Annotated in this window: 18 protein-coding genes; 14 read left to right on the top strand and 4 right to left on the bottom strand. The window is 71.3% G+C overall.

Annotation, left to right across the window (positions count from 1 at the left end; all coding sequences use genetic code 11):
- Positions 1 to 141: 141 nt before the first annotated feature.
- The gene (gene rpmB / locus IE142_RS27890) at positions 142 to 327 is read right to left on the bottom strand and encodes a 50S ribosomal protein L28 (protein ID WP_003993230.1); all 186 of its coding nucleotides are present in this window, start codon (positions 325 to 327) and stop codon (positions 142 to 144) included.
- Between the two features lie 264 nt (positions 328 to 591).
- Here rpmB and IE142_RS27885 point away from each other — a divergent pair, with 264 nt between their 5' ends.
- The 9 genes from IE142_RS27885 (at position 592) to mutM (ending at position 9,745) form a co-directional block, all read left to right on the top strand.
- Positions 592 to 2,298 (top strand): DAK2 domain-containing protein, encoded by a 1,707-nt coding sequence (locus IE142_RS27885; RefSeq protein ID WP_191888315.1) that lies wholly within the window; start codon positions 592 to 594, stop codon positions 2,296 to 2,298.
- A 61-nt stretch (positions 2,299 to 2,359) separates the two neighbouring features.
- Positions 2,360 to 4,570, top strand: coding sequence for an ATP-dependent DNA helicase RecG (gene recG / locus IE142_RS27880; RefSeq protein WP_191888314.1), 2,211 nt, complete (start codon positions 2,360 to 2,362; stop codon positions 4,568 to 4,570).
- A 78-nt stretch (positions 4,571 to 4,648) separates the two neighbouring features.
- On the top strand, positions 4,649 to 5,236 hold the full coding sequence (gene rsmD, locus IE142_RS27875; RefSeq protein WP_191888313.1) for a 16S rRNA (guanine(966)-N(2))-methyltransferase RsmD: 588 nt from the start codon (positions 4,649 to 4,651) through the stop codon (positions 5,234 to 5,236).
- A gap of 26 nt (positions 5,237 to 5,262) precedes the next feature.
- Complete coding sequence (coaD, locus tag IE142_RS27870) at positions 5,263 to 5,742, top strand: pantetheine-phosphate adenylyltransferase (protein ID WP_043379487.1); 480 nt, start codon at positions 5,263 to 5,265, stop codon at positions 5,740 to 5,742.
- Positions 5,743 to 5,861: 119 nt separating this feature from the next.
- Entirely contained in the window at positions 5,862 to 6,968 is a 1,107-nt protein-coding gene (locus IE142_RS27865) for a F0F1 ATP synthase subunit B family protein (RefSeq protein WP_191888312.1), read from the top strand.
- Positions 6,969 to 7,122: 154 nt separating this feature from the next.
- A complete protein-coding gene (locus tag IE142_RS27860) occupies positions 7,123 to 7,767 on the top strand; it encodes a YceD family protein (protein ID WP_191888311.1) in 645 nt (214 codons plus the stop codon).
- A 2-nt stretch (positions 7,768 to 7,769) separates the two neighbouring features.
- Positions 7,770 to 7,943: a 50S ribosomal protein L32 gene (gene rpmF, locus IE142_RS27855; RefSeq protein WP_003951102.1), complete on the top strand. Its 174-nt coding sequence runs from the start codon at positions 7,770 to 7,772 to the stop codon at positions 7,941 to 7,943.
- A gap of 7 nt (positions 7,944 to 7,950) precedes the next feature.
- Positions 7,951 to 8,796: a ribonuclease III gene (gene rnc / locus IE142_RS27850; RefSeq protein WP_179350181.1), complete on the top strand. Its 846-nt coding sequence runs from the start codon at positions 7,951 to 7,953 to the stop codon at positions 8,794 to 8,796.
- A gap of 88 nt (positions 8,797 to 8,884) precedes the next feature.
- The gene (mutM, locus tag IE142_RS27845) at positions 8,885 to 9,745 is read left to right on the top strand and encodes a bifunctional DNA-formamidopyrimidine glycosylase/DNA-(apurinic or apyrimidinic site) lyase (protein WP_191888310.1); all 861 of its coding nucleotides are present in this window, start codon (positions 8,885 to 8,887) and stop codon (positions 9,743 to 9,745) included.
- A gap of 63 nt (positions 9,746 to 9,808) precedes the next feature.
- On the opposite strand, the gene IE142_RS27840 is transcribed toward mutM, so the two are convergent.
- Entirely contained in the window at positions 9,809 to 10,213 is a 405-nt protein-coding gene (locus IE142_RS27840) for a winged helix-turn-helix transcriptional regulator (protein WP_191888309.1), read from the bottom strand.
- Positions 10,214 to 10,285: 72 nt separating this feature from the next.
- Positions 10,286 to 11,476, bottom strand: a complete 1,191-nt coding sequence (locus IE142_RS27835) for a CAP domain-containing protein (RefSeq protein ID WP_191888335.1) — start codon at positions 11,474 to 11,476, stop codon at positions 10,286 to 10,288.
- A 187-nt stretch (positions 11,477 to 11,663) separates the two neighbouring features.
- Here IE142_RS27835 and IE142_RS27830 point away from each other — a divergent pair, with 187 nt between their 5' ends.
- The 4 genes from IE142_RS27830 (at position 11,664) to IE142_RS27815 (ending at position 17,969) form a co-directional block, all read left to right on the top strand.
- Positions 11,664 to 11,945, top strand: a complete 282-nt coding sequence (locus tag IE142_RS27830) for an acylphosphatase (protein ID WP_191888308.1) — start codon at positions 11,664 to 11,666, stop codon at positions 11,943 to 11,945.
- Between the two features lie 379 nt (positions 11,946 to 12,324).
- Positions 12,325 to 12,537 (top strand): hypothetical protein, encoded by a 213-nt coding sequence (locus IE142_RS27825; protein ID WP_043379467.1) that lies wholly within the window; start codon positions 12,325 to 12,327, stop codon positions 12,535 to 12,537.
- A gap of 253 nt (positions 12,538 to 12,790) precedes the next feature.
- Entirely contained in the window at positions 12,791 to 16,345 is a 3,555-nt protein-coding gene (gene smc, locus IE142_RS27820) for a chromosome segregation protein SMC (protein WP_191888307.1), read from the top strand.
- A 205-nt stretch (positions 16,346 to 16,550) separates the two neighbouring features.
- The gene (locus IE142_RS27815) at positions 16,551 to 17,969 is read left to right on the top strand and encodes a sugar porter family MFS transporter (RefSeq protein ID WP_191888306.1); all 1,419 of its coding nucleotides are present in this window, start codon (positions 16,551 to 16,553) and stop codon (positions 17,967 to 17,969) included.
- Positions 17,970 to 18,579: 610 nt separating this feature from the next.
- Here IE142_RS27815 and IE142_RS27810 read toward each other — a convergent pair.
- Entirely contained in the window at positions 18,580 to 20,034 is a 1,455-nt protein-coding gene (locus IE142_RS27810; RefSeq protein ID WP_191888305.1) for a cytosine permease, read from the bottom strand.
- 175 nt (positions 20,035 to 20,209) lie between these two features.
- Here IE142_RS27810 and ftsY point away from each other — a divergent pair, with 175 nt between their 5' ends.
- Positions 20,210 to 21,418 (top strand): signal recognition particle-docking protein FtsY, encoded by a 1,209-nt coding sequence (gene ftsY, locus IE142_RS27805; RefSeq protein WP_191888304.1) that lies wholly within the window; start codon positions 20,210 to 20,212, stop codon positions 21,416 to 21,418.
- The last annotated feature ends 106 nt before the right edge of the window (positions 21,419 to 21,524 follow it).

The raw sequence follows: 21,524 nt of genomic DNA, 5'->3' as shown, positions 1-21,524 counted from the left end.
GAGCCGGCGAGGCGGCATACCCGAGATCCTGGGATGCTGACCGTTCCGGCAGGGTTTTCGGAACGGCAAAAAGCCGGCCCACCCAAGGTGGACCGGCTCCGTGCAGCGGACCAGGCAGTGGCCGCGCGCTCAGCTGACGCGTCAGCGCGAGACCTTGCCGGCCTTGATGCACGAGGTGCAAGCGTTCACGCGCTTCGGCGTCCCGCCGACCACGGTACGCACGCGCTGGATGTTCGGGTTCCAGCGACGGGACGTACGGCGGTGCGAGTGCGAGATGTTGTTGCCGAAGCCCGGCCCCTTGCCGCAGACGTCGCAGTTGGCAGCCACGGGTCACTCCAAAGACTTCAGATGCACTTACGGTTGATCCCGGCATGCCGGGATCAAAGTCCCGTACGCGAACGTCCGGGATCTGAGTGGCGGTGCCAGGGGGAGAGCCCGATCGGGATCGGGCAACCGGAGCAGCATACAACGGCTGCTCCCGTACAACGAAACTACCACGGCAGCTCAGGGGCCCGCCCCCGGCCCTCTTCCGGTGGGCCCCCTCCCGAGGTCTACGCTGCCAGCCACGTCCAGCAGCTCAGGGAGGCGCAGGTGGCGCAGGTGCCGCAGAGGATCCTCGACGCTCTGGCGGTGCGTACCTGGTGCGGTCTGTCGCTGCGCGCGCTCGGGCGGGCGCGCGAGGAGATCGACGCGATCAACGTCTATCCGGTCGCCGACGGGGACACCGGCACCAACCTGTACCTGACCGTCGAGTCGGCCGTCGCCGCGGTGGAGGCGGTGTTCGCGGCGTACGAGGTGGGTGCGGCGGACGTCGTGGAACCGGTGGGTGCCGGCGACGGCCCTTCGCTGGCCGAGATCGTGGGCGCCATGGCGCACGGCGCGCTGATCGGGGCGCGGGGCAACTCCGGGACGATCCTCGCGCAGCTGCTGCGCGGTCTGGCCCAGGTGCTCGCCGTTGACGGTGAAGAGGCTCACGCCGACGGCCCGGGTCTGCGGCTGGCGCTCCGGCACGCGGCCGAATCGGCCCGGCAGGCCGTCGCCCACCCCGTCGAGGGCACCGTCCTGACCGTCGCCGCGGCCGCCGCCGACGCGGCGGACGGCGCCGAGGGCGACTGCGCCGAGGTGGCCCGCGCGGCGTACCAGGGAGCCCGCGCGGCGCTCGCCGCGACCCCGGACCAGTTGCCCGCCCTGGAGCGCGCCGGTGTCGTCGACGCCGGTGGACACGGCCTCGTGACCGTCCTCGCGGCGCTGGTGGAGACGTTCACGGGCCGGGCGCCGGACCCGGTGGCGGCCACCGTGCCGCACGCGCGCGTGGAGCGCGGCCCGCAGGACAGCGCGGCCGAGTGTGCCGTGGAGGGGGGCGACGGGAACGACGGGCCCGCCTTCGAGGTGATCTACCTCCTGGAGGCCGGGGACGCGGCCGTCGCGCGGCTGCGGCAGCGGCTCGACACCCTCGGGGACTCGCTCGTCGTCGTCGGCGGCGACGGACTGTGGAACGTCCACGTGCACGTCGACGACGCGGGCGCGGCCGTGGAGGCGGGCGTGGAGGCCGGGCGGCCGTACCGCATCCGGATCACCCACTTCGGCCACGGTGACGCACACACCACCGGCACCGGGCGTCCGCCCCGGGAACGGGCCCAGCGTGCGGTGGTGGCCGTCGTGCCGGGGGAGGGGCTGGCCGGGCTGTACACCGAGGCCGGCGCGACGACGGTGCTCGCACGCCCCGGGGAGCCACCCGCGAGCGGGGAACTGGTGGAGGCCGTACGGCGGGCGCACGCGCGCGAGGTCGTGCTGCTGCCCAACGACGCCGAACTGCGCCACACCGCCGCCGCGGCGGCCGAGCAGGCGCGGACCGAGGGCGTCCGGGTCGCCCTGATCCCGACCCGCTCCGCGGTCCAGGGCATCGCCGCGCTGGCCGTGCACGAGCCCGAGCGGCGCTTCGACGAGGACGTGGTGGCGATGACCTCGGCAGCCGGCGCCACCCGGTACGGCGAGGTCGTCGTCGCCGAACGCCAGGCCTGGACCACCGCCGGTATCTGCCAGGCCGGTGACGTACTCGGCCTCATCGACGGCGACGTGGCCTTGATCGGCGCGAACGTCACCGAGGTCGCCGCGACCGTCCTGGACCGGATGCTCGCGGCCGGCGGTGAGCTGGTCACCCTCGTCCTCGGCGACGGGGCTCCCGAGAGCGTCGCCGGGCATCTGGAGGCCCGCGTCCGGAAGGCGTACCTGGCCGTCGACACGGTGGTCTACCGGGGCGGGCGGCAGGGCGCGCTGCTGCTGGTCGGCGTGGAATAGCACAGACTCCCCGGGGCGTCTCGCGGGACGTGCGGGGCCGTTGTCAGTGGCGTGGTGTGCAATGGATCTCGTGCCCGCACTGCGAGAACCCCTGAAGAAGGTGCTCGGCCCCGCCACCGCGAAGGTGATGGCCGAGCATCTCGGCCTGCACACCGTCGGCGACCTCCTCCACCACTACCCCCGCAGATACGAGGAGCGCGGACAGCTCACGCACCTGGCCGACCTGCCCATGGACGAGCACGTCACAGTGGTCGCCCAGGTCGCCGACGCCCGTTTGCACACCTTCGCCTCGTCGAAGGCGCCGCGCGGCAAGGGGCAGCGACTCGAGGTGACCATCACGGACGGCAGCGGCCGCCTCCAACTGGTCTTCTTCGGCAACGGCGTGCACAAGCCCCACAAGGAGCTGCTGCCGGGCACCCGCGCGATGTTCGCCGGCAAGGTCTCCGTCTTCAACCGCCGACTGCAACTGGCCCACCCGGCGTACGAGTTGCTGCGCGGCGACCCCGACGGCGGAGAGGCCGTCGAGTCCTGGGCCGGCGCCCTCATCCCTCTCTACCCGGCCACCGCCAAGCTCGAGTCCTGGAAGCTCGCCAAGGCGATCCAGACGGTCCTGCCCAGCGCGCAGGAGGCCGTCGATCCCCTGCCGGACTCCATGCGCGAGGGCCGCGGGCTGGTCTCCCTCCCCGAGGCGCTGCTCAAGATCCACCGTCCGCACACCAAGGCGGACATCGAGGACGCCCGCGCCCGGCTGAAGTGGGACGAGGCCTTCGTCCTCCAGGTCGCCCTCGCCCGCCGCCGCCACGCGGAGACCCAACTCCCCGCGGTCCCGAGGAAGCCGAGCCCGGACGGCCTGCTCACCGCCTTCGACGACCGGCTCCCCTTCACCCTCACCGACGGCCAGCTGAAGGTCTCCCGCGAGATCTTCGACGACCTCGCCACCGACCACCCGATGCACCGGCTGCTCCAGGGCGAGGTGGGCAGCGGCAAGACACTGGTCGCCCTGCGCGCCATGCTCGCCGTCGTCGACTCGGGCGGACAGTCCGTGATGCTGGCGCCCACCGAGGTGCTCGCCCAGCAGCACCACCGGTCGGTCGTCGAGATGATGGGGGAGCTGGCCGAAGGGGGGATGCTCGGCGGCGCCGAGCACGCCACCAAGGTCGTGCTGCTCACCGGCTCGATGGGCGCCGCCGCCCGCCGTCAGGCCCTGCTCGACCTGGCCACCGGCGAGGCCGGCATCGTCATCGGCACCCACGCGCTGATCGAGGACAAGGTCCAGTTCCACGACCTCGGCCTCGTCGTCGTCGACGAACAGCACCGCTTCGGCGTCGAGCAGCGCGACGCCCTGCGCGGCAAGGGCAAACAGCCCCCGCACCTGCTCGTCATGACCGCCACGCCCATCCCGCGCACCGTCGCGATGACGGTCTTCGGCGACCTGGAGACCTCCGTCCTGGACCAGCTCCCGGCCGGCCGCTCCCCGATCGCCAGCCATGTCGTCCCGGCCGCCGACAAGCCGCACTTCCTGGCGCGGGCCTGGGAGCGGGTCCGCGAGGAGGTCTCGGGCGGTCACCAGGCGTACGTCGTCTGCCCGCGCATCGGCGACGAGGACGACGACCAGAAGAAGGGCACCAAGCAGTCCACCGAGGGGGACGCGGAGAAGCGGCCGCCCCTCGCCGTCCTCGACGTCGCCGAGCAGCTGGCCAAGGGCCCGCTCGAGGGCCTGCGGGTCGAGGTCCTGCACGGCCGCATGCAGCCCGACGACAAGGACGCCGTCATGCGCCGCTTCGCCGCCGGCGAGACCGACGTCCTGGTCGCCACGACCGTGATCGAGGTCGGTGTCAACGTCCCCAACGCCACCGTCATGGTGATCATGGACGCCGATCGCTTCGGCGTCTCCCAGCTCCACCAGCTGCGCGGCCGCGTCGGCCGCGGTTCCGCCCCCGGCCTGTGCCTGCTGGTCTCCGAGATGCCCGAGGCCAGCGCGGCCCGCCAGCGGCTGAACGCCGTCGCCGGCACGCTCGACGGCTTCGAGCTCTCCCGCATCGACCTCGAACAGCGCCGCGAGGGCGACGTCCTCGGCCAGGCCCAGTCCGGTGCCCGTACCTCCCTGCGCGTCCTCGCGGTCATCGAGGACGAGGAAATCATCGCCGAGGCGAGACAAGAGGCGGCAGCGGCGGTGGCCGCCGACCCGGAGCTGACCGGCCTGCCCGGACTGCGGACGGCCCTGGACGCCCTGCTGGACGACGAGAGGGAGCAGTACCTGGAGAAGGGCTGAGGGCAGCGCAGCAAGAGGCGCGGGGCCGACCTTCGCCTGCCAGACTGGACGAACGCAACCGACAACCAAGGACCCAAGATGACCCGCGTGATCGCCGGCAAAGCCGGCGGACGCCGCCTGGCCGTCCCGCAGGGGACCGGCACCCGCCCCACTTCCGACCGCGCACGCGAGGGCCTTTTCTCCACCTGGCAGTCCCTGCTCGGCGGCCCACTGGACGGCGAGCGGGTCATCGACCTGTACGCCGGCTCCGGCGCGGTCGGGCTGGAGGCGCTGTCGCGGGGCGCCGGGCACGTCCTGCTCGTGGAGGCCGACGCCCGAGCCGCGCGCACCGTCCGGGAGAACGTCAAGTCACTCGGTCTGCCCGGCGCCGAGGTCCGCGCGGGCAAGGCGGAACAGATCATCCGAACCCCGGCCCCGGCCGAGCCGTACGACATCGTCTTCCTGGACCCGCCGTACGCCGTCTCCGACGACGATCTCCGGGAGATCCTGCTCACACTCCGCACGGAGGGGTGGCTCGCGGAGGAAGCGCTCGTCACCGTGGAGCGCAGCACCAGGGGCGGCGAATTCCGCTGGCCGGACGGCTTCGACGCGATCCGGGCCCGTCGCTACGGCGAGGGAACGTTTTGGTACGGTCGCGCCGCCTCTACGTGCGAAGACGCACGATGACCGGACCGGAGAGCGAGGGAACTCAAGTGCGCCGCGCCGTCTGTCCCGGGTCTTTCGACCCGATCACCAACGGACATCTCGACATCATCGCCCGGGCCTCCAGCCTCTACGACGAGGTCTTCGTCGCGGTGATGATCAACCAGGCCAAGAAGGGCCTGTTCGAGATCGAGGAGCGGATCGACCTCATCCGCCAGGTCACCGCCGAGTACGGGAACGTGCGTGTGGAGTCCTTCCACGGCCTCCTCGTCGACTTCTGCAAGCAGCGCGAAATCCCGGCCATCGTCAAGGGACTGCGCGCGGTCAGCGACTTCGACTACGAGCTGCAGATGGCCCAGATGAACAACGGCCTCTCCGGCGTGGAGACCCTCTTCATCCCCACCAATCCCACCTACAGCTTCCTGTCGTCCTCGCTGGTCAAAGAGGTCGCCACCTGGGGCGGCGACGTCTCCCACCTGGTGCCGCCCCTGGTCCTCGAAGCCCTCTCCGAGCGCCTGCGGAAGGACTGACCCCGCCGCCGCCCGGCCCGGAGGCTGACAATCCGTCACCCGGTGTCCCCCGGACACCCGAGGGTCGTACAGTCGTCCCGTCCGTCTCCAACACAGCTGTAGAGAGTGGCGAGCACACGGTGGACGTGCAGAAGAAGCTCGACGAGATCACCGCGATGGTCTCCGGCGCCCGCGCCATGCCCATGTCGGCCTCGTGCGTGGTCAACCGCGCGGAGCTGCTCTCGATGCTCGAGGAACTGCGCGCCGAGCTGCCCGGTTCCCTCGCCCAGGCCCAGGAGCTGATCGGCGACCGGGAGCAGATGGTGGCGCAGGCCCGCCAGGAGGCCGAGCGGATCATCGAAAGCGCACACGCCGAGCGCGGCTCCCTCATCGCCGACACCGAGGTGGCCCGCCGCTCCCAGGCCGAGGCCGACCGCATCCTCGCGGAGGCACGCCGGGAGGCCGAGGAGGTCCGCGCCGAGGCCGACGACTACGTCGACTCCAAGCTCGCCAACTTCGAGGTCGTCCTCACCAAGACCCTCGGCTCCGTCGGCCGGGGCCGCGAGAAGCTGCTCGGCACCGGCCCAGGCCTCGACGAGAACGGCTACGAGGACGAGGACGCACCCGAGCGCAGCCACGACCCGCAAATCCTGCGCCGCGACGCCGACGCCTACGTGGACACCAAGCTCGGCGCCTTCGAGGCGGTACTGGCCAAGACCCTGGAGGCGGTCGGCCGGGGCCGGCAGAAGCTGCACGGCCGGATCGCCACCGACGACCTCGGCGCCCTCGCCGACGACTCCACCACCGTCCAGCACTCCAGCGACGCCGATTACCTCGCCGACCTGGCCGCCCTCTCCGAAGCCCCCGCCCAGCAGCCCCGCCGGCGCGAGTACGAGGAGCAGCAGGCGGCGGCCCCGGTGCCGGCACAGGCCGTACCGGAGATGCCCGCCCACCAGCCGGCGTACGGCTACGCCCAGCAGCAGCCCGACCCGTACGCGGGCTACCAGCAGGGTTACGGCGGCCAGGACCCGTACGGCTACCAGCAGCAGACGGCCGACCCGTACGCGTACCAGGGCTACGACGCGTCCCAGCAGACGTACGACGGGCAGCAGGGATACGTACAGCCCCAGCAGCCCGCACAGCCCCCGCAGACACAGCCGGAGACCCTCGACGAGACCAGTCTCTTCGACACCAGCATGATCAGCGCTGAGCAGTTGCGAGCCTACGAACAGGGCCGCGGCCTCTAGCGCGGGTATCCCGACCGGCCCGGATTGGGCCGTGGGCGAATGGTCCAGTATCCTGGCTCTTCGGTCGCGCGTACGTCCGCGATCGCCGCTGCCCGGGAACACCGAAGGGCGGCGTCCCCCAGCTGTACCCCAGCCATGAAGACCGAAAGCAGGAATGGTTCTGAACGCGCGCCTCGACCACCGCGACCCCCTCGTGTTCGACACGCACGAGCTGGGACGGCGGCCCGGTGCGCTCCAGCGCCTGACCCGCACGGTCGACGCTCCCCGGGACTTCGGTATCCAGGGAGTCATCGGAGTGCCGGAAGGCGCCCCGGTGGAACTCGATCTCCGGCTCGAGTCGGTCATGGAAGGGGTGCTCGTCACAGGCACCGCCCGTGCCAAGGCCGAGGGGGAGTGCGTAAGGTGTCTGGAGCCGCTCGAGCACCAGCTCGAAGCGGACTTCCAGGAGTTGTTCTCGTACCCTGACGCCGACGACCGGGGCCGCCCTGTGGCGGAACCCGGCGACGACGCCGAGGACGACGAGGACAGGCTCTTCGTCGAGGACGGACTGATCGGCCTCGAACCCGTGCTGCGCGACGCGGTGGTGCTCGCACTGCCGATGCAGCCGGTGTGCCAGGACGACTGCCAGGGCCTGTGCTCCGAGTGCGGAGTACGCCTGTCGGACGACCCGGACCACCATCACGACGCCGTCGACATTCGTTGGGCGGCTTTGCAGGGACTCGCCGGTTCACTCGGAGACGGCGAGAAGGACGAGATGAGCGGCGCCGAAGCTGGCGTCGACGAGAAGCAGGAGAAGTAGCCGTGGCTGTTCCGAAGCGGAAGATGTCGCGCAGCAACACGCGCCACCGCCGGTCGCAGTGGAAGGCTGCGGTCCCCACCCTGGTTGCGTGCGAGCGCTGCCACGAGCCCAAGCAGCAGCACATCGCGTGCCCGTCTTGCGGCACCTACAACAAGCGCCAGGTCCTCGAGGTCTGAGCGGCTGGTGAGAGGCACTGTGTCAGTCCCCAAGAAGGCGGATGACGCCAAGGCGGACCCACCCGCCAAGAAGAAGGCGGACAACAACCAGGCCTCGTCCCACACGCTTCTGGAAGGGCGGCTCGGCTACCAGCTCGAGTCCGCCCTTCTGGTGCGTGCGCTGACCCACCGTTCCTACGCGTACGAGAACGGCGGTCTGCCGACGAACGAGCGGCTGGAGTTCCTCGGTGACTCCGTCCTCGGCCTCGTCGTCACGGACACGCTGTACCGCACCCACCCCGACCTGCCCGAAGGCCAACTGGCCAAGCTGCGGGCCGCGGTGGTCAATTCGCGTGCGCTGGCGGAGGTGGGCCGCGGGCTCGAACTCGGCTCCTTCATCCGGCTCGGCCGCGGTGAAGAAGGCACGGGCGGCCGGGACAAGGCATCCATTCTCGCCGACACCCTGGAAGCGGTGATCGGCGCGGTCTATCTCGACCAGGGCCTCGACGCGGCCTCCGAACTGGTGCACCGCCTGTTCGACCCGCTGATCGAGAAGTCCTCCAACCTCGGTGCCGGCCTGGACTGGAAGACCAGCCTCCAGGAACTCACCGCGACCGAAGGGCTCGGCGTCCCCGAGTACCTGGTCACGGAGACCGGCCCCGACCACGAGAAGACCTTCACTGCTGCCGCCCGCGTCGGAGGCGTCTCGTACGGCACCGGCACCGGCCGCAGCAAGAAGGAGGCGGAGCAGCAGGCCGCGGAATCCGCGTGGCGGTCGATCAAGACCGCGGCGGACGAGCGCGCCAAGGCGACGGCGGACCAGCCGTCCGCCGAAGTCGACGAGGCCGCCGACACTTCGTCGGCCTCCGCCTGAAGCACCCGTTCTCCCGCGCGTCCCGAACGCCCGCCCCGCTTCCGGGGCGGGCGTTCGGTCCGTCCACCGGCCCACCCGAGGGGATGCCATGCCCGAGTTGCCCGAGGTCGAGGTCGTCCGGCGCGGCCTGGAGCGCTGGGTCGCCCACCGCACCGTCGCCGACGCCGAGGTCCTGCACCCGCGCGCCGTGCGTCGGCACATCGCCGGCCCCGACGACTTCGCCCACCGTCTCCAGGGCCACCGCATCGGCACGCCCAGCCGCCGCGGCAAGTACCTGTGGCTGCCCCTGGAGGAGACCGGACAGGCGGTCCTCGCCCACCTCGGCATGAGCGGCCAGCTCCTGGTCCAGCCGCACGAGGCGCCCGCCGAGAAGCACCTGCGCATCCGCGTCCGCTTCGCCGACGCCCTCGGCACCGAACTCCGCTTCGTCGATCAGCGCACCTTCGGCGGCCTCTCCCTTCATGACACGTCTCCCGACGGGCTGCCCGACGTCATCGCGCACATCGCCCGCGACCCCCTGGACCCGCTCTTCGACGACGAGGCCTTCCACCTCGCCCTGCGCCGCAGGCGCACCACCGTCAAACGGGCCCTGCTCGACCAGTCCCTGATCAGCGGGGTCGGCAACATCTACGCCGACGAGGCCCTGTGGCGCTCCCGCCTGCACTACGAACGCCCCACGGCCACCTTCACCCGCCCCCGCACCGCCGAACTCCTCGGTCACGTCCGGGACGTCATGAACGCCGCCCTCGCCGTCGGCGGCACCAGCTTCGACAGCCTCTACGTCAACGTCAACGGCGAGTCCGGCTACTTCGACCGCTCCCTCGACGCGTACGGCCGTGAAGGCCTGCCCTGCCGTCGCTGCGCCACACCGGTGCGCCGCCGGCCTTGGATGAACCGCTCCAGCTACTTCTGCCCGAAGTGCCAGCGCCCCCCGAGGACCACCCCGTAAGCGATCGACAGCGGGAGCCCACACAGCAAGCCATCACACCGCGAGCGACCACATCGCGGGCTGTCACACCGCGGGCGTCCGCTCCGCGTCGTACCGCTCGCGCGCCGCGAGGACCTCGTCCATCCGCCCCTCCAGGTACTGGATGAGGGCGATCAGCCGCCCGGCCACCTCGTGTCCCAGCGGCGTGAGCTCGTAGTCCACGCGCGGCGGGTTGGTCGGCTGGGCCTCTCGGTGCACCAGGCCGTCGCGCTGCAGGGCGTGCAGCGTCTGGGCCAGCATCTTCTCGCTGACGCCGTCGACGCGGCGCCGCAGCTCATTGAAGCGGAAGGACCCCTCGTACAGCGCGCCGAGCGTCAGCGCGCCCCAGCGCCCCGTGACGTGCTCCAGAGTGCCGCGCGAGGGACAGGCCCGGGAGAACACGTCGTACGGCAGGTCCTGCTCCGCCGTGCGCTCCTGCGTGGTCGACATACCTCCAGCGTACGTGAGCACAGCGCTGCCCCGCAGGGCGCGCGGAGCGCGGGTGAGTGCTCCTCGGCGCGGTCAGTAGCCGAAGTTCTGCGTCCACCAGGGGCCGCCCGAGCCGAAGTGGACGCCGACACCCAGGGTGCGGAAGTCGCAATTCAAGATGTTGGCGCGGTGGCCGGGGCTGTCCATCCAGGCGTCCATCACGGCCTGGGCGTCGGTCTGGCCGCGGGCTATGTTCTCGCCGCCGAGGTTGCTTATCCCGGCCGCCTCGGCGCGGTCCCAGGGGGTCGCGCCGCTGGGGTCGGTGTGGTCGAAGAAGCCCTGCTCGGCCATGGACCGGCTGAAGTCCTCGGCCAGTCCGGTGAGCGCGCTGTTCGCGGCCAGTGGACGGCAGCCGACCTTCGCCCGCTCCACGTTGGCGAGGTTGAGCACCTGGGCCGCGGCGACGGCCTGCTCCGACGCCGCGGCGGGCGCGCTCGGTCGCTGCGAGTCCTCGGTGGCCGGACGCGAGGGCGTGGGCTTCGGCTTGGTACTGGGGGTGGTCTTCGGCTTCTTCGTCTTCGAGGGTGTCTCGGCGGGGGCAGCGGGCTCTGAGGCCGTCTCCGAGGGGGAGGGCGACGCGTCCGAGGGCGGGGACGACGGGGAAGACGAGGGCTTTGAGGGCGAGGCTTCCGTGGAGGACGGTGCGGACGACCGGTCGGTGCCGCGGCCGGTGGCGGTGTCGCCGCCCCGGCCGGCCTCGGCACTGCCGGAGGTACCGCCCAGCCCGGACGGGGTGTTGGTCGGGACGTCCTGGGCCTGCACCCGGTCTCCGCCGCTGCTGCTGCCGCCGATGCGGTAGTTGTCGAGGCCGGGTACCGCGCCCGTGGCCACCGCCACCGTACCGATGGCGACCGCGGCGGAGACCCCGAGCAGGCCCGTACGGACCGGGGCGGCCTTTTTCCGGCGCCGTCGGCGGGTCCCCGCGCGCCGGGTGCCCTCGTCGGGGCTGTACCCGTCGCTCGGGAAGGGAACAGTGCGGCCGGCCTGCGGCCGGCCGTCGCCCTCGCCGCCGTCCGCGTCGTCCGGCGCGAACAGGTAGGCGTCACTCTTCGCGCGAGCCTCGGCGTACGCCTCGGGGTTCAGGTAGGGCGCGACACCCATCGTGGAGCGGTCGCCCGGAGCGAGCGGTTCGCCGGTCCGTCCCGTCGTACCGTCCGTCGGCCGGCCCCCCGCGGCACGGCCCGTGGCGGCGCTGCCGGCGGCGGAGCGTCGGTGGCGTCCCATGTTCTGGCCTTCCTCGTCCTCGCGGTCCTGACGCGGGACGTGTCCTAGCGGTCGACGCGTCCTCATGATCAACACGGAACTCACACGTTCGAGTGAGTTTCAGGTGCGATTCATTGGGTGGGGACGGTACCGCATGGCGCAAGGGGGTGAAGTGTCCGGCGAGACATTGACTGGTTAGCTTGCACCCATGAGCGAGGATGTGCGGCTGGTCGCGTGGGTGCGCGGACAGGTCCAGGGTGTGGGTTTCCGCTGGTTCACGCGGGCGAGGGCCCTGGAACTCGGCGGGATGAGTGGTTTTGCTCTCAATTTGGCCGACGGGCGGGTCCAGGTCGTCGCGGAGGGCCCGAGGGAGCGCTGCGAGGGACTCCTGGAGTGGCTGCGCGGTGACGACACGCCCGGGTGCGTTGACGGCGTCACCGAGATCTGGGACACACCGCGCGGCGGCTACGAGGGCTTCGCCATTCGCTGACGCCGGGCCGGTCGGGCGAGCCGCGGTGACCGGCGCGGGGCTCGCGGGGGACGACTCGAAGAGAAAAGGAGCAGGTGGTTGCCAGGAACGGGGTCCTCGTGGCAGGCTCCCGCCCCAGGATGATCGCCACGCCCCCAGGGGCCCGCAGGAGTCGCCGCGCCGCCGTTTCCGTGCCGCGTGCCCCCGGGTGCCCGCCGATACGGGGCGTGATCGTGTTGACCGTCAAACTTTTTGGTGAGACGCTGAAAGCCCCGCGCACCTTAGCTGTTTGGCATGGTTGAACGGCAGGAAAAACTCCATAGTGCCAAGCACCGCGGGTGCTATTCCTACACGACCCAAACCGCTTCGGTCGGTCACTCATTGTGGAGGACCATCCATCATGGCAAAGGCGCTTCTCGGTTACGTCGGCGGCTCCGACCCGCGACTCCTCGCCGAGATGCGACGGCTCCAGCAGCGTGTCCAGGACCTGGAATCCGAACTCGGACGAATCCAGGCGGAGAAGGACGCGCTGGCGGCTGCCGCTTCTCACAACAGGATCATGGAGAGCATGGAGAGCGTTGACGCACACCAGGCGGAGCCTGCGCTCACCTGATCACTGCATCGCTCCACTACGACACGGCAGTGGTCGGGCCCACCCGTACCACCGCTCCAGTGTCAGAGTCTGCAAGGGACGCTTCGGCGTCCCTTCTTTCTTCCCCCGTCCCAGCGCCTCCGCCGTCCGGCCCTGCCCCGCGCATCCTTTCACCCTCTTCAACGTCTGATGTGCCCTGCACGTTCACCCGTGAAACCGCGGCGGTTCACCGGTTCATGGAGTGAGACAGCCGCGAAAGGTAGAGTCCGGCGGCGTGCACCTGAAGGCCCTGACCCTGCGCGGGTTCAAGTCGTTCGCCTCGGCGACCACCCTCCGGTTCGAGCCGGGCATCACCTGCGTGGTCGGTCCCAACGGCTCGGGCAAGTCCAACGTCGTGGACGCGCTCAGCTGGGTCATGGGCGAACAGGGCGCCAAGTCGCTGCGCGGCGGCAAGATGGAGGACGTCATCTTCGCCGGCACCACCGGCCGCCCGCCGCTCGGCCGGGCCGAGGTGTCGCTGACCATCGACAACTCCGACGGGGCCCTGCCCATCGAGTACGCCGAGGTCACCATCACGCGGATCATGTTCCGCAACGGCGGCAGCGAGTACCAGATCAACGGCGACACATGCCGCCTCCTCGACATCCAGGAACTGCTCTCCGACTCCGGCATCGGCCGCGAGATGCACGTCATCGTCGGACAGGGTCAGCTCGACTCCGTCCTGCACGCCGATCCGATGGGCCGCCGCGCCTTCATCGAGGAGGCCGCCGGTGTCCTCAAGCACCGCAAGCGCAAGGAGAAGGCGCTCCGGAAGCTCGACGCGATGCAGGCCAACCTCGCCCGGGTGCAGGATTTGACGGACGAGCTGCGCCGCCAGCTCAAGCCGCTCGGCCGCCAGGCCGCCGTCGCGCGCCGGGCCGCCGTCATCCAGGCCGACCTCCGGGACGCGCGACTGCGCCTCCTCGCCGACGACCTCGTACGACTGCGCGAGGCGCTGCGGGCCGAGATCGCCGACGAGGCCGCGCTGAAGGAGCGCAAGGAGGCCGCCGAGCGGGAACTGGGCAAGGCACTGCGCCGTGAGACGGACCTGGAGGACGAGGTCCGCCGGCTCACCCCGCGTCTCCAGCGTGCCCAGCAGACGTGGTACGAGCTGTCCCAGCTCGCCGAGCGGGTGCGCGGCACGATCTCGCTGGCCGATGCGCGAGTGAAGAGCGCCACCTCCGCGCCCCCCGAGGAGCGCCGTGGCCGGGACCCGGAGGAGCTGGAGCGCGAGGCCGCCCGCGTCCGCGAGCAGGAGGCGGAACTCGAAGCGGCCCTGGAGGCGGCCGAACGCGCCCTGGAGGACACGGTCGCCCACCGCGCGGAACTCGAACGCGAGCTGGCCCAGGAGGAGCGCCGCCTCAAGGACGCCGCCCGCGCCATCGCCGACCGCCGTGAGGGACTGGCCCGGCTCAGCGGCCAGGTCGGCGCCGCCCGCTCCCGCGCCGCCGCGGCCCAGGCCGAGATCGAGCGGCTGGCCGAAGCACGGGACGAGTCCCGGGAACGGGCCGCTGCCGCACAGGAGGAGTACGAGGCGCTTCAGGCCGAGGTCGACGGCCTCGACGCCGAGGACCAGGAACTCGCCGAACGGCACGAGACTGCCAAACGGCAGTTGGCCGAGGCGGAGGCCGCCCTCAGCGCGGCCCGCGAGGCGGCCACCGCGGCGGAACGCGAGCGCGCGGCGACACAGGCCCGCCACGAGGCCCTCGCCCTCGGGCTGCGCCGCAAGGACGGCACCGGCGCGGTGCTCGCCGCCAAGGACCGGCTCACCGGCCTGCTCGGCCCGGCCGCCGGACTCCTCACCGTGACGCCCGGCCACGAGGTCGCCCTGGCCACCGCCTTCGGCGCCGCCGCCGACGCCCTCGCCGTCACCTCCCCGGCGGCCGCCGCCGAGGCCATCCGCCTGCTGCGCAAGCAGGACGCCGGCCGGGCCGCCCTGCTGCTCGCCGGCGCCCCCGACGACGCAGCCGAAGAGCGCCCGAGCGGCGGGCCGCGGTACGCCGCCGACCTGGTCCGGGGCCCGGCCGAGCTGATGCCCGCGGTACGGCGGCTGCTGCGCGGGATCGTCGTGGTCGCGACCCTGGAGGACGCCGAGGACCTGGTCTACGCCCACCCGGAGCTGACCGCCGTCACCGCCGACGGCGACCTGCTGGGCGCGTACTTCGCGCAGGGCGGGTCGGCCGGGGCGCCCAGCCTGCTGGAGGTGCAGGCGTCCGTGGACCAGGCCGCCGCCGAGCTGGCGGAGCTGGGCGTGCGGTGCGAGGAACTGGCCGGAGCGCAGACCGCGGCCGTCGAGCGGCGCCGGGAGCGCGCCGCGCTCGTCGAGGAGCTGGGGGAGCGGCGCCGGGCCGCCGATCGCGAGAAGTCGGCCGTCGCCCAGCAGCTCGGGCGGCTCGCGGGCCAGGCGCGGGGCGCCGCCGGTGAGGCGGAACGGTCCGCCGCCGCGGCCGCGCGGGCGCAGGAAGCGCTGGACAAGGCGCTCAGGGAGGTCGAGGAGCTGGCCGAGCGGCTCGCCGTGGCCGAGGAGATGCCGGTCGAGGAGGAGCCCGACACCTCCGTACGGGACCGGCTCGCCGCCGACGGGGCCAACGCCCGCCAGACGGAGATGGAGGCCCGGCTCCAGGCCCGTACCCACGAGGAGCGGGTCAAGGGCCTCGCCGGACGCGCCGACTCCCTGGACCGGGCCGCCCGCGCCGAACGTGAGGCACGCGCGCGTGCCGAACAGCGCCGGGCCAGGCTCCGCCACGAGGCCAACGTCGCCGAGGCGGTCGCCGCCGGCGCCCGGCAGCTGCTCGCGCACGTAGAGGTCTCCCTGACCCGTGCCGACGAGGAGCGCATCGCGGCGGAGGCCGCCAAGGCCCGGCGGGAGCAGGAGCTGACCGCCGCGCGCACCGCCGGGCGCGACCTCAAGGCGGAGCTCGACAAGTTGACGGATTCAGTCCACCGGGGCGAGGTACTCGGCGCCGAGAAGCGGCTGCGCATCGAGCAGCTGGAGACCAAGGCGCTGGAGGAGCTCGGTGTGGAACCGGCGGGGCTCGCGGCCGACTACGGCCCCCATCAGATGGTGCCGCCCTCGCCCCCCGCCGAGGGCGAGGTGCTCCCCGAGGATCCCGAGCACCCGCGCAACCGCCCGCGGCCCTTCGTCCGCGCCGAGCAGGAGAAGCGACTGAAGGCCGCCGAGCGCGCCTACCAGCAGCTCGGCAAGGTCAATCCGCTGGCTCTGGAGGAGTTCGCGGCGCTGGAGGAGCGGCACCAGTTCCTCAGCGAGCAGCTGGAGGACCTGAAGAAGACCCGCGCCGACCTGCTCCAGGTCGTCAAGGAGGTCGACGAGCGCGTCGAGCAGGTCTTCACCGAGGCCTTCCGGGACACGGCCCGGGAGTTCGAGGGCGTCTTCAGCCGCCTGTTCCCGGGCGGTGAGGGGCGACTGATCCTCACCGACCCCGACAACATGCTCACCACGGGCGTGGACGTCGAGGCCCGGCCCCCGGGCAAGAAGGTCAAGCGGCTCTCGCTGCTCTCGGGCGGGGAGCGCTCGCTGACCGCCGTGGCGATGCTGGTGTCGATCTTCAAGGCGCGGCCCAGCCCCTTCTACGTCATGGACGAGGTCGAGGCGGCGCTCGACGACACCAATCTCCAGCGGCTGATCCGGATCATGCAGGAACTGCAGGAGGCCTCGCAGCTGATCGTGATCACGCACCAGAAGCGCACGATGGAGGTCGCCGACGCGCTGTACGGCGTGTCCATGCAGGGCGACGGTGTGTCGAAGGTCATCAGCCAGCGGCTGCGTTAGTTCACTTGGCCTGGTAAGCGGCACTTACTTCAAGTCTTGAACGAGTATCCCGTCAACGCATCTCCAAACTCACACCTCTCGACCTATTGACTTCGAAACTTGAAGGCATAGTCTCTGCAACGTTGCTTTTACCTTCAGGTCCCTTTCAATGGCACCTCGAAGGCGAACCACCCCGGCAGCGTTGCCGGTAGCCCGAGGAGTACACGTGGCCAGCACATCGCAGGCATCCACATCAGGAGCCAGGACGGCTCACCCCGAACATCTCGGGCACGTCATCTTCATCGCGGCGGCGGCCGCGATGGGCGGTTTCCTCTTCGGCTACGACAGTTCCGTGATCAACGGCGCGGTCGAGGCCATCCGGGACCGCTACGACGTCGGTTCCGCGGTGCTGGCCCAGGTCATCGCCATCGCGCTGATCGGCTGTGCCATCGGCGCGGCGACCGCTGGCCGCATCGCCGACCGCATCGGCCGCATCCGCTGCATGCAGATCGCGGCCATCCTCTTCACCGTCAGCGCCGTCGGCTCCGCACTGCCCTTTGCACTGTGGGACCTGGCCATGTGGCGCGTCATCGGCGGCTTCGCCATCGGCATGGCCTCGGTCATCGGCCCCGCCTACATCGCCGAGGTCTCACCGCCCGCCTACCGCGGCCGGCTCGGTTCCTTCCAGCAGGCCGCGATCGTCATCGGCATCGCCGTCTCGCAGCTGGTCAACTGGGGTCTGCTGAACGCCGCCGGCGGCGACCAGCGCGGTGAGCTGATGGGCCTGGAGGCCTGGCAGGTCATGCTCGGCGTCATGGTCATCCCGGCCATCCTCTACGGGCTGCTCTCCTTCGCCATTCCGGAGTCCCCCCGCTTCCTGGTCTCGGTCGGCAAGCACGAGCGCGCCAAGCAGATCCTCGAAGAGGTCGAGGGCAAGGACGTGGACTTCGACGCCCGCGTCGCCGAGATCGAGCACGCGATGCACCGCGAGGAGAAGTCCTCCTTCAAGGACCTGCTCGGCGGCAGCTTCTTCTTCAAGCCGATCGTCTGGATCGGTATCGGCCTGTCGGTCTTCCAGCAGTTCGTCGGCATCAACGTCGCGTTCTACTACTCCTCGACGCTGTGGCAGTCGGTCGGCGTCGACCCGACCCAGTCGTTCTTCTACTCGTTCACGACATCGATCATCAACATCGTCGGCACCGTGATCGCGATGATCTTCGTCGACCGCGTCGGCCGCAAGCCGCTGGCCATCATCGGCTCGGTCGGCATGGTCATCGGTCTGGCGCTGGAGGCCTGGGCCTTCTCCTTCGACCTGGTCGACGGCAAGCTCCCGGCCACGCAGGGCTGGGTCGCGCTGATCGCCGCCCACCTGTTCGTGCTCTTCTTCGCCCTGTCCTGGGGCGTGGTCGTCTGGGTCTTCCTCGGCGAGATGTTCCCGAACCGGCTCCGTGCCGCCGCGCTGGGCGTGGCCGCCGCAGCGCAGTGGATCGCCAACTGGGCCATCACCGCGAGCTTCCCGTCGCTGGCCGAGTGGAACCTGTCCGGCACCTACGTGATCTACACGATCTTCGCCGCGCTCTCCATCCCCTTCGTCCTGAAGTTCGTGAAGGAGACGAAGGGCAAGGCCCTGGAGGAGATGGGCTGACCGCCCGACCCCGAACCCGGGGAGACGGGCCAAGTCCCCGCTGCCCCTCTCCCCGTACCGTCCGCCGCCCCCGGTCCGTCACCGTTCGGACCGGGGGCGGCGGTGTGCCGGGCTCCGGCCACCGGATGAGGACCCCGGCACCGATGTGCCGGGCATGCGGCGTCGCCGCCTCGATGTCGTCCAGGCGGTCGCCGGTCGTACCCGGGCGCACTCCCACCGCGGCGCCGATCACCTACCGGTGGGCGCACGGCCGGAGGACCTCGTCCAGCAGGAGCGGCAGGTCCTCCGGCGCGACCTCCTCCCACTCCCTGCCGAGCATCGGAAGGAAGCGGGCGCCCGGCGAACGCACCGCCTGAGACCCCCACACCTGCCGGCGTCGAGACTCGGACCCGGCCGAGTCGTTGGCTCCCTCAAGTGTCGACGCACGTCGAACTCCCCGTTCGGCCCACGGACGACCACTTCCACGTCGAGACTCACGGGTGCGGGCAATCGCCGCGCGGCCCGAGCGGGCGACGGCCTCTCGCCGCGGTACGTGCGCGCATACGACGACGCCCCCGCTCCCGTGGCGTTCGACGGGGAGCGGGGGCGTCGGCGGGGGCGCCGGCGTCGGTCAGACGGTCACGGTGTCGGCCGTCCGCTCGGACTGCTCCGCGGACGCCGCCGGTACGACCAGCGCCGGCTTCGGCAGCACCGCGTACAGCAGACCGGAGATCACGACCGTGGCCACCCAGCCCAGCCCGTACTCGCCGACGAAGTTGTTCGTGGCGAGCGGACCGGTCAGCCAGTCGGACGTGGTGAACATCAGGCCCGCGACCAGACCCACCGCCCAGGCGACGACGGCGGCGGGTGAGAAGCCGCCCCGGTACCAGTAGGCGCTGGTGCGCGTGGTGTCCGCCATCGCCTCGCCGTCGTACTCCCGCCCGCGCAGCATGTCCGCGCCGAAGACGCCGACCCACGCCGAGAAGGCGACCGCGAGCAGCGACAGGAAAGCGATGAAGGACCCCATGAAGCTGGTCGCCACCAGCATCAGCACGCCGCCGAAGAACAGCGAGATGACCGCGTTGACCGAGACCGCCCAGTGGCGCGGGATCTTGAAGCCCAGGGTCTGGGCGGTGAAGCCGGCCGAGTACATGGACATCGAGTTGATCAGCAGCATGCCGATCAGCGCGATCAGCAGGTACGGCACCGCGATCCAGGTCGGCAGGATTTCGCCGAGGAAGGAGACCGGGTCGGCGGCCGAGGCCAGGTCCGGCGTGGAGACGGCCATGATCATGCCCATCAGCACCATGGGCAGCACGACGATGCCCGCACCGGCCACCGTGACACCCACGATGCCCTTCGAGGAGGCCGTGCGCGGCAGGTACCGGGTGAAGTCCGGCGCGGACGGGATCCAGCTGACGCCACCGGCCGCGATCAGGCCGACGCCGGTGATCATCGCGGCCACCGAGCCGGCGGACCGGTCGAAGACCGCGGACCAGTCGGTGTCGACGATCAGATAGCCCAGCACGAGCACGGAGAAGGCGCCGAAGAGGTACGTCGCGTACTTGTTGCACTTCTGCACGGCGTTGATGCCCAGTCCGGAGATCGCGAACGTGGCCACCACGAAGGCGAGCAGCGTCACCATGTCCAGCACGCTGTTGGCCTCTACGCCGAACACGATGTCCAGCACGGTGAGCACGGCGTACGCGCCGGTCACCGCGTTGATCGTCTCCCAGCCCCAGCGGGCGATCCAGATCAGCGACCCCGGCAGGAGGTTGCCCCGCTGGCCGAACACCGCGCGGGAGAGGGCCATGCCGGGCGCGCCACCGCGCTTGCCGGCGATGCCGATCAGCCCCACCAGGCCGTACGACACGACCGGCGCGGCGGCCGCGACGACCAGGGCCTGCCAGAAGTTGAGCCGGTACGCCACGACGAGGCTCGCGCCCATCGTGAGCAGCAGCACGCTGATGTTGGCGCCGACCCAGGTCGGGAAAAGCTCGCGGGTCCGGGCGGTGCGCTCATGGTCGGGCACCTGCTCGATGCCGCGGGTTTCCAAGGCGCCTTCGGTCTCGGCGGTCTTGCTCATGTGGGGGGTCCGTGCCTCGATCGTGGGAGAAGAGGGGCGGTCGGGACTCTACGCGCGTTGACGTGGCCTCTACCATCGTACTTTGATCCGACTCCCTCCTTCCAGTGGCCTATGTCCTTTGGAGGAAGCCACAAGCGGACTGTCCCGGAGGTCCATGGCTGATACTGGACGGGTTATGGAAATCGTCATCCTTGCTGTAGTCATCGCCGTGGTCGTGATCGGCGCGCTCGGCGGGCTGATCGTGGGCAGCCGCCGCAAGAAGCAGCTGCCTCCGCCGCCCCCCGCCGCCCCCGACATCACCGCCCCTCCGGCCGAGCCGCGCGTCGGCGAAGAGGCCGAGACTCCGCGCGACGAACCGCGCCGGACGATAGAGGAGGTCGACCTCCCGGACGGCGGCACCGCCACCGTCGAGGAGCCGCCCGTCGTCGAAGAGCTCGAGATCCCGCAGATCGAGGTTCCCGAGCCCACCGCCGGCCGTCTGGTCCGGCTCCGTGCCCGCCTCTCCCGCTCGCAGAACGCCCTGGGCAAGGGCCTGCTCACCCTGCTCTCGCGGGAGCACCTCGACGACGACACGTGGGAGGAGATCGAGGACACGCTGCTCACCGCCGACGTCGGCGTGCAGCCCACCCAGGAGCTGGTCGAGCGACTGCGCGAGCGGGTGAAGGTGCTCGGCACCCGCACGCCCGAAGAGCTGCGCGGCCTGCTGCGCGAGGAGCTGATCACCCTCGTCGGCCCCGATATGGACCGTGAGGTCAAGACCGAGCCGCCCAACGGCAAGCCCGGTATCGTCATGGTCGTCGGCGTCAACGGCACCGGCAAGACGACCACCACCGGCAAGCTCGCCCGTGTGCTGGTCGCCGACGGCCGCAGCGTGGTCCTCGGCGCCGCCGACACCTTCCGTGCCGCCGCCGCCGACCAGCTGCAGACCTGGGGCGAGCGGGTCGGCGCCCACACCGTGCGCGGCCCGGAGGGCGGTGACCCCGCCTCCGTCGCCTTCGACGCGGTCAAGGAGGGCAAGGAAATCGGCTCGGACGTCGTGCTCATCGACACCGCCGGCCGCCTGCACACCAAGACCGGCCTCATGGACGAGCTCGGCAAGGTCAAGCGGGTCGTGGAGAAGCACGCGCCGCTGGACGAGGTGCTGCTCGTGCTCGACGCCACCACCGGTCAGAACGGTCTGATCCAGGCCCGGGTCTTCGCCGAGGTCGTCGACATCACCGGCATCGTGCTGACCAAGCTGGACGGCACGGCCAAGGGCGGCATCGTCGTCGCGGTCCAGCGCGAGCTGGGTGTGCCGGTCAAGCTGATCGGGCTCGGTGAGGGCCCGGACGACCTGGCGCCGTTCGAGCCGGCGGCGTTCGTGGATGCCCTCATCGGCGAGTGACGCCGTCGCGCGGCGTGACGAGCGCAAGCGCCCGCTCCCGGAGTTCGGGGGACGGGCGCTTCGTCGTACGCGGGGGGGAGCGCGGGCGGCGGTCGCCATGCCCGGT

The sequence above is a fragment of the Streptomyces mutabilis genome, from assembly GCF_014649815.1.
Classification (GTDB): Bacteria; Actinomycetota; Actinomycetes; order Streptomycetales; family Streptomycetaceae; genus Streptomyces; species Streptomyces mutabilis.
This window is presented reverse-complemented; position numbering and strand designations above follow the sequence as displayed.

What these genes read in the sequence shown, in the direction of transcription:
- recG (WP_191888314.1), top strand. Translation starts at nt 2,360, where the DNA reads ATGGATCTCGTGCCCGCACTGCGAGAACCCCTGAAGAAGGTGCTCGGC.
- rsmD (WP_191888313.1), top strand. Translation starts at nt 4,649, where the DNA reads ATGACCCGCGTGATCGCCGGCAAAGCCGGCGGACGCCGCCTGGCCGTC.
- IE142_RS27860 (WP_191888311.1), top strand. Translation starts at nt 7,123, where the DNA reads ATGGTTCTGAACGCGCGCCTCGACCACCGCGACCCCCTCGTGTTCGAC.
- mutM (WP_191888310.1), top strand. Translation starts at nt 8,885, where the DNA reads ATGCCCGAGTTGCCCGAGGTCGAGGTCGTCCGGCGCGGCCTGGAGCGC.
- IE142_RS27840 (WP_191888309.1), bottom strand. Translation starts at nt 10,213, where the DNA reads ATGTCGACCACGCAGGAGCGCACGGCGGAGCAGGACCTGCCGTACGAC.
- IE142_RS27835 (WP_191888335.1), bottom strand. Translation starts at nt 11,476, where the DNA reads ATGGGACGCCACCGACGCTCCGCCGCCGGCAGCGCCGCCACGGGCCGT.
- IE142_RS27830 (WP_191888308.1), top strand. Translation starts at nt 11,664, where the DNA reads ATGAGCGAGGATGTGCGGCTGGTCGCGTGGGTGCGCGGACAGGTCCAG.
- IE142_RS27825 (WP_043379467.1), top strand. Translation starts at nt 12,325, where the DNA reads ATGGCAAAGGCGCTTCTCGGTTACGTCGGCGGCTCCGACCCGCGACTC.
- IE142_RS27810 (WP_191888305.1), bottom strand. Translation starts at nt 20,034, where the DNA reads ATGAGCAAGACCGCCGAGACCGAAGGCGCCTTGGAAACCCGCGGCATC.
- ftsY (WP_191888304.1), top strand. Translation starts at nt 20,210, where the DNA reads ATGGAAATCGTCATCCTTGCTGTAGTCATCGCCGTGGTCGTGATCGGC.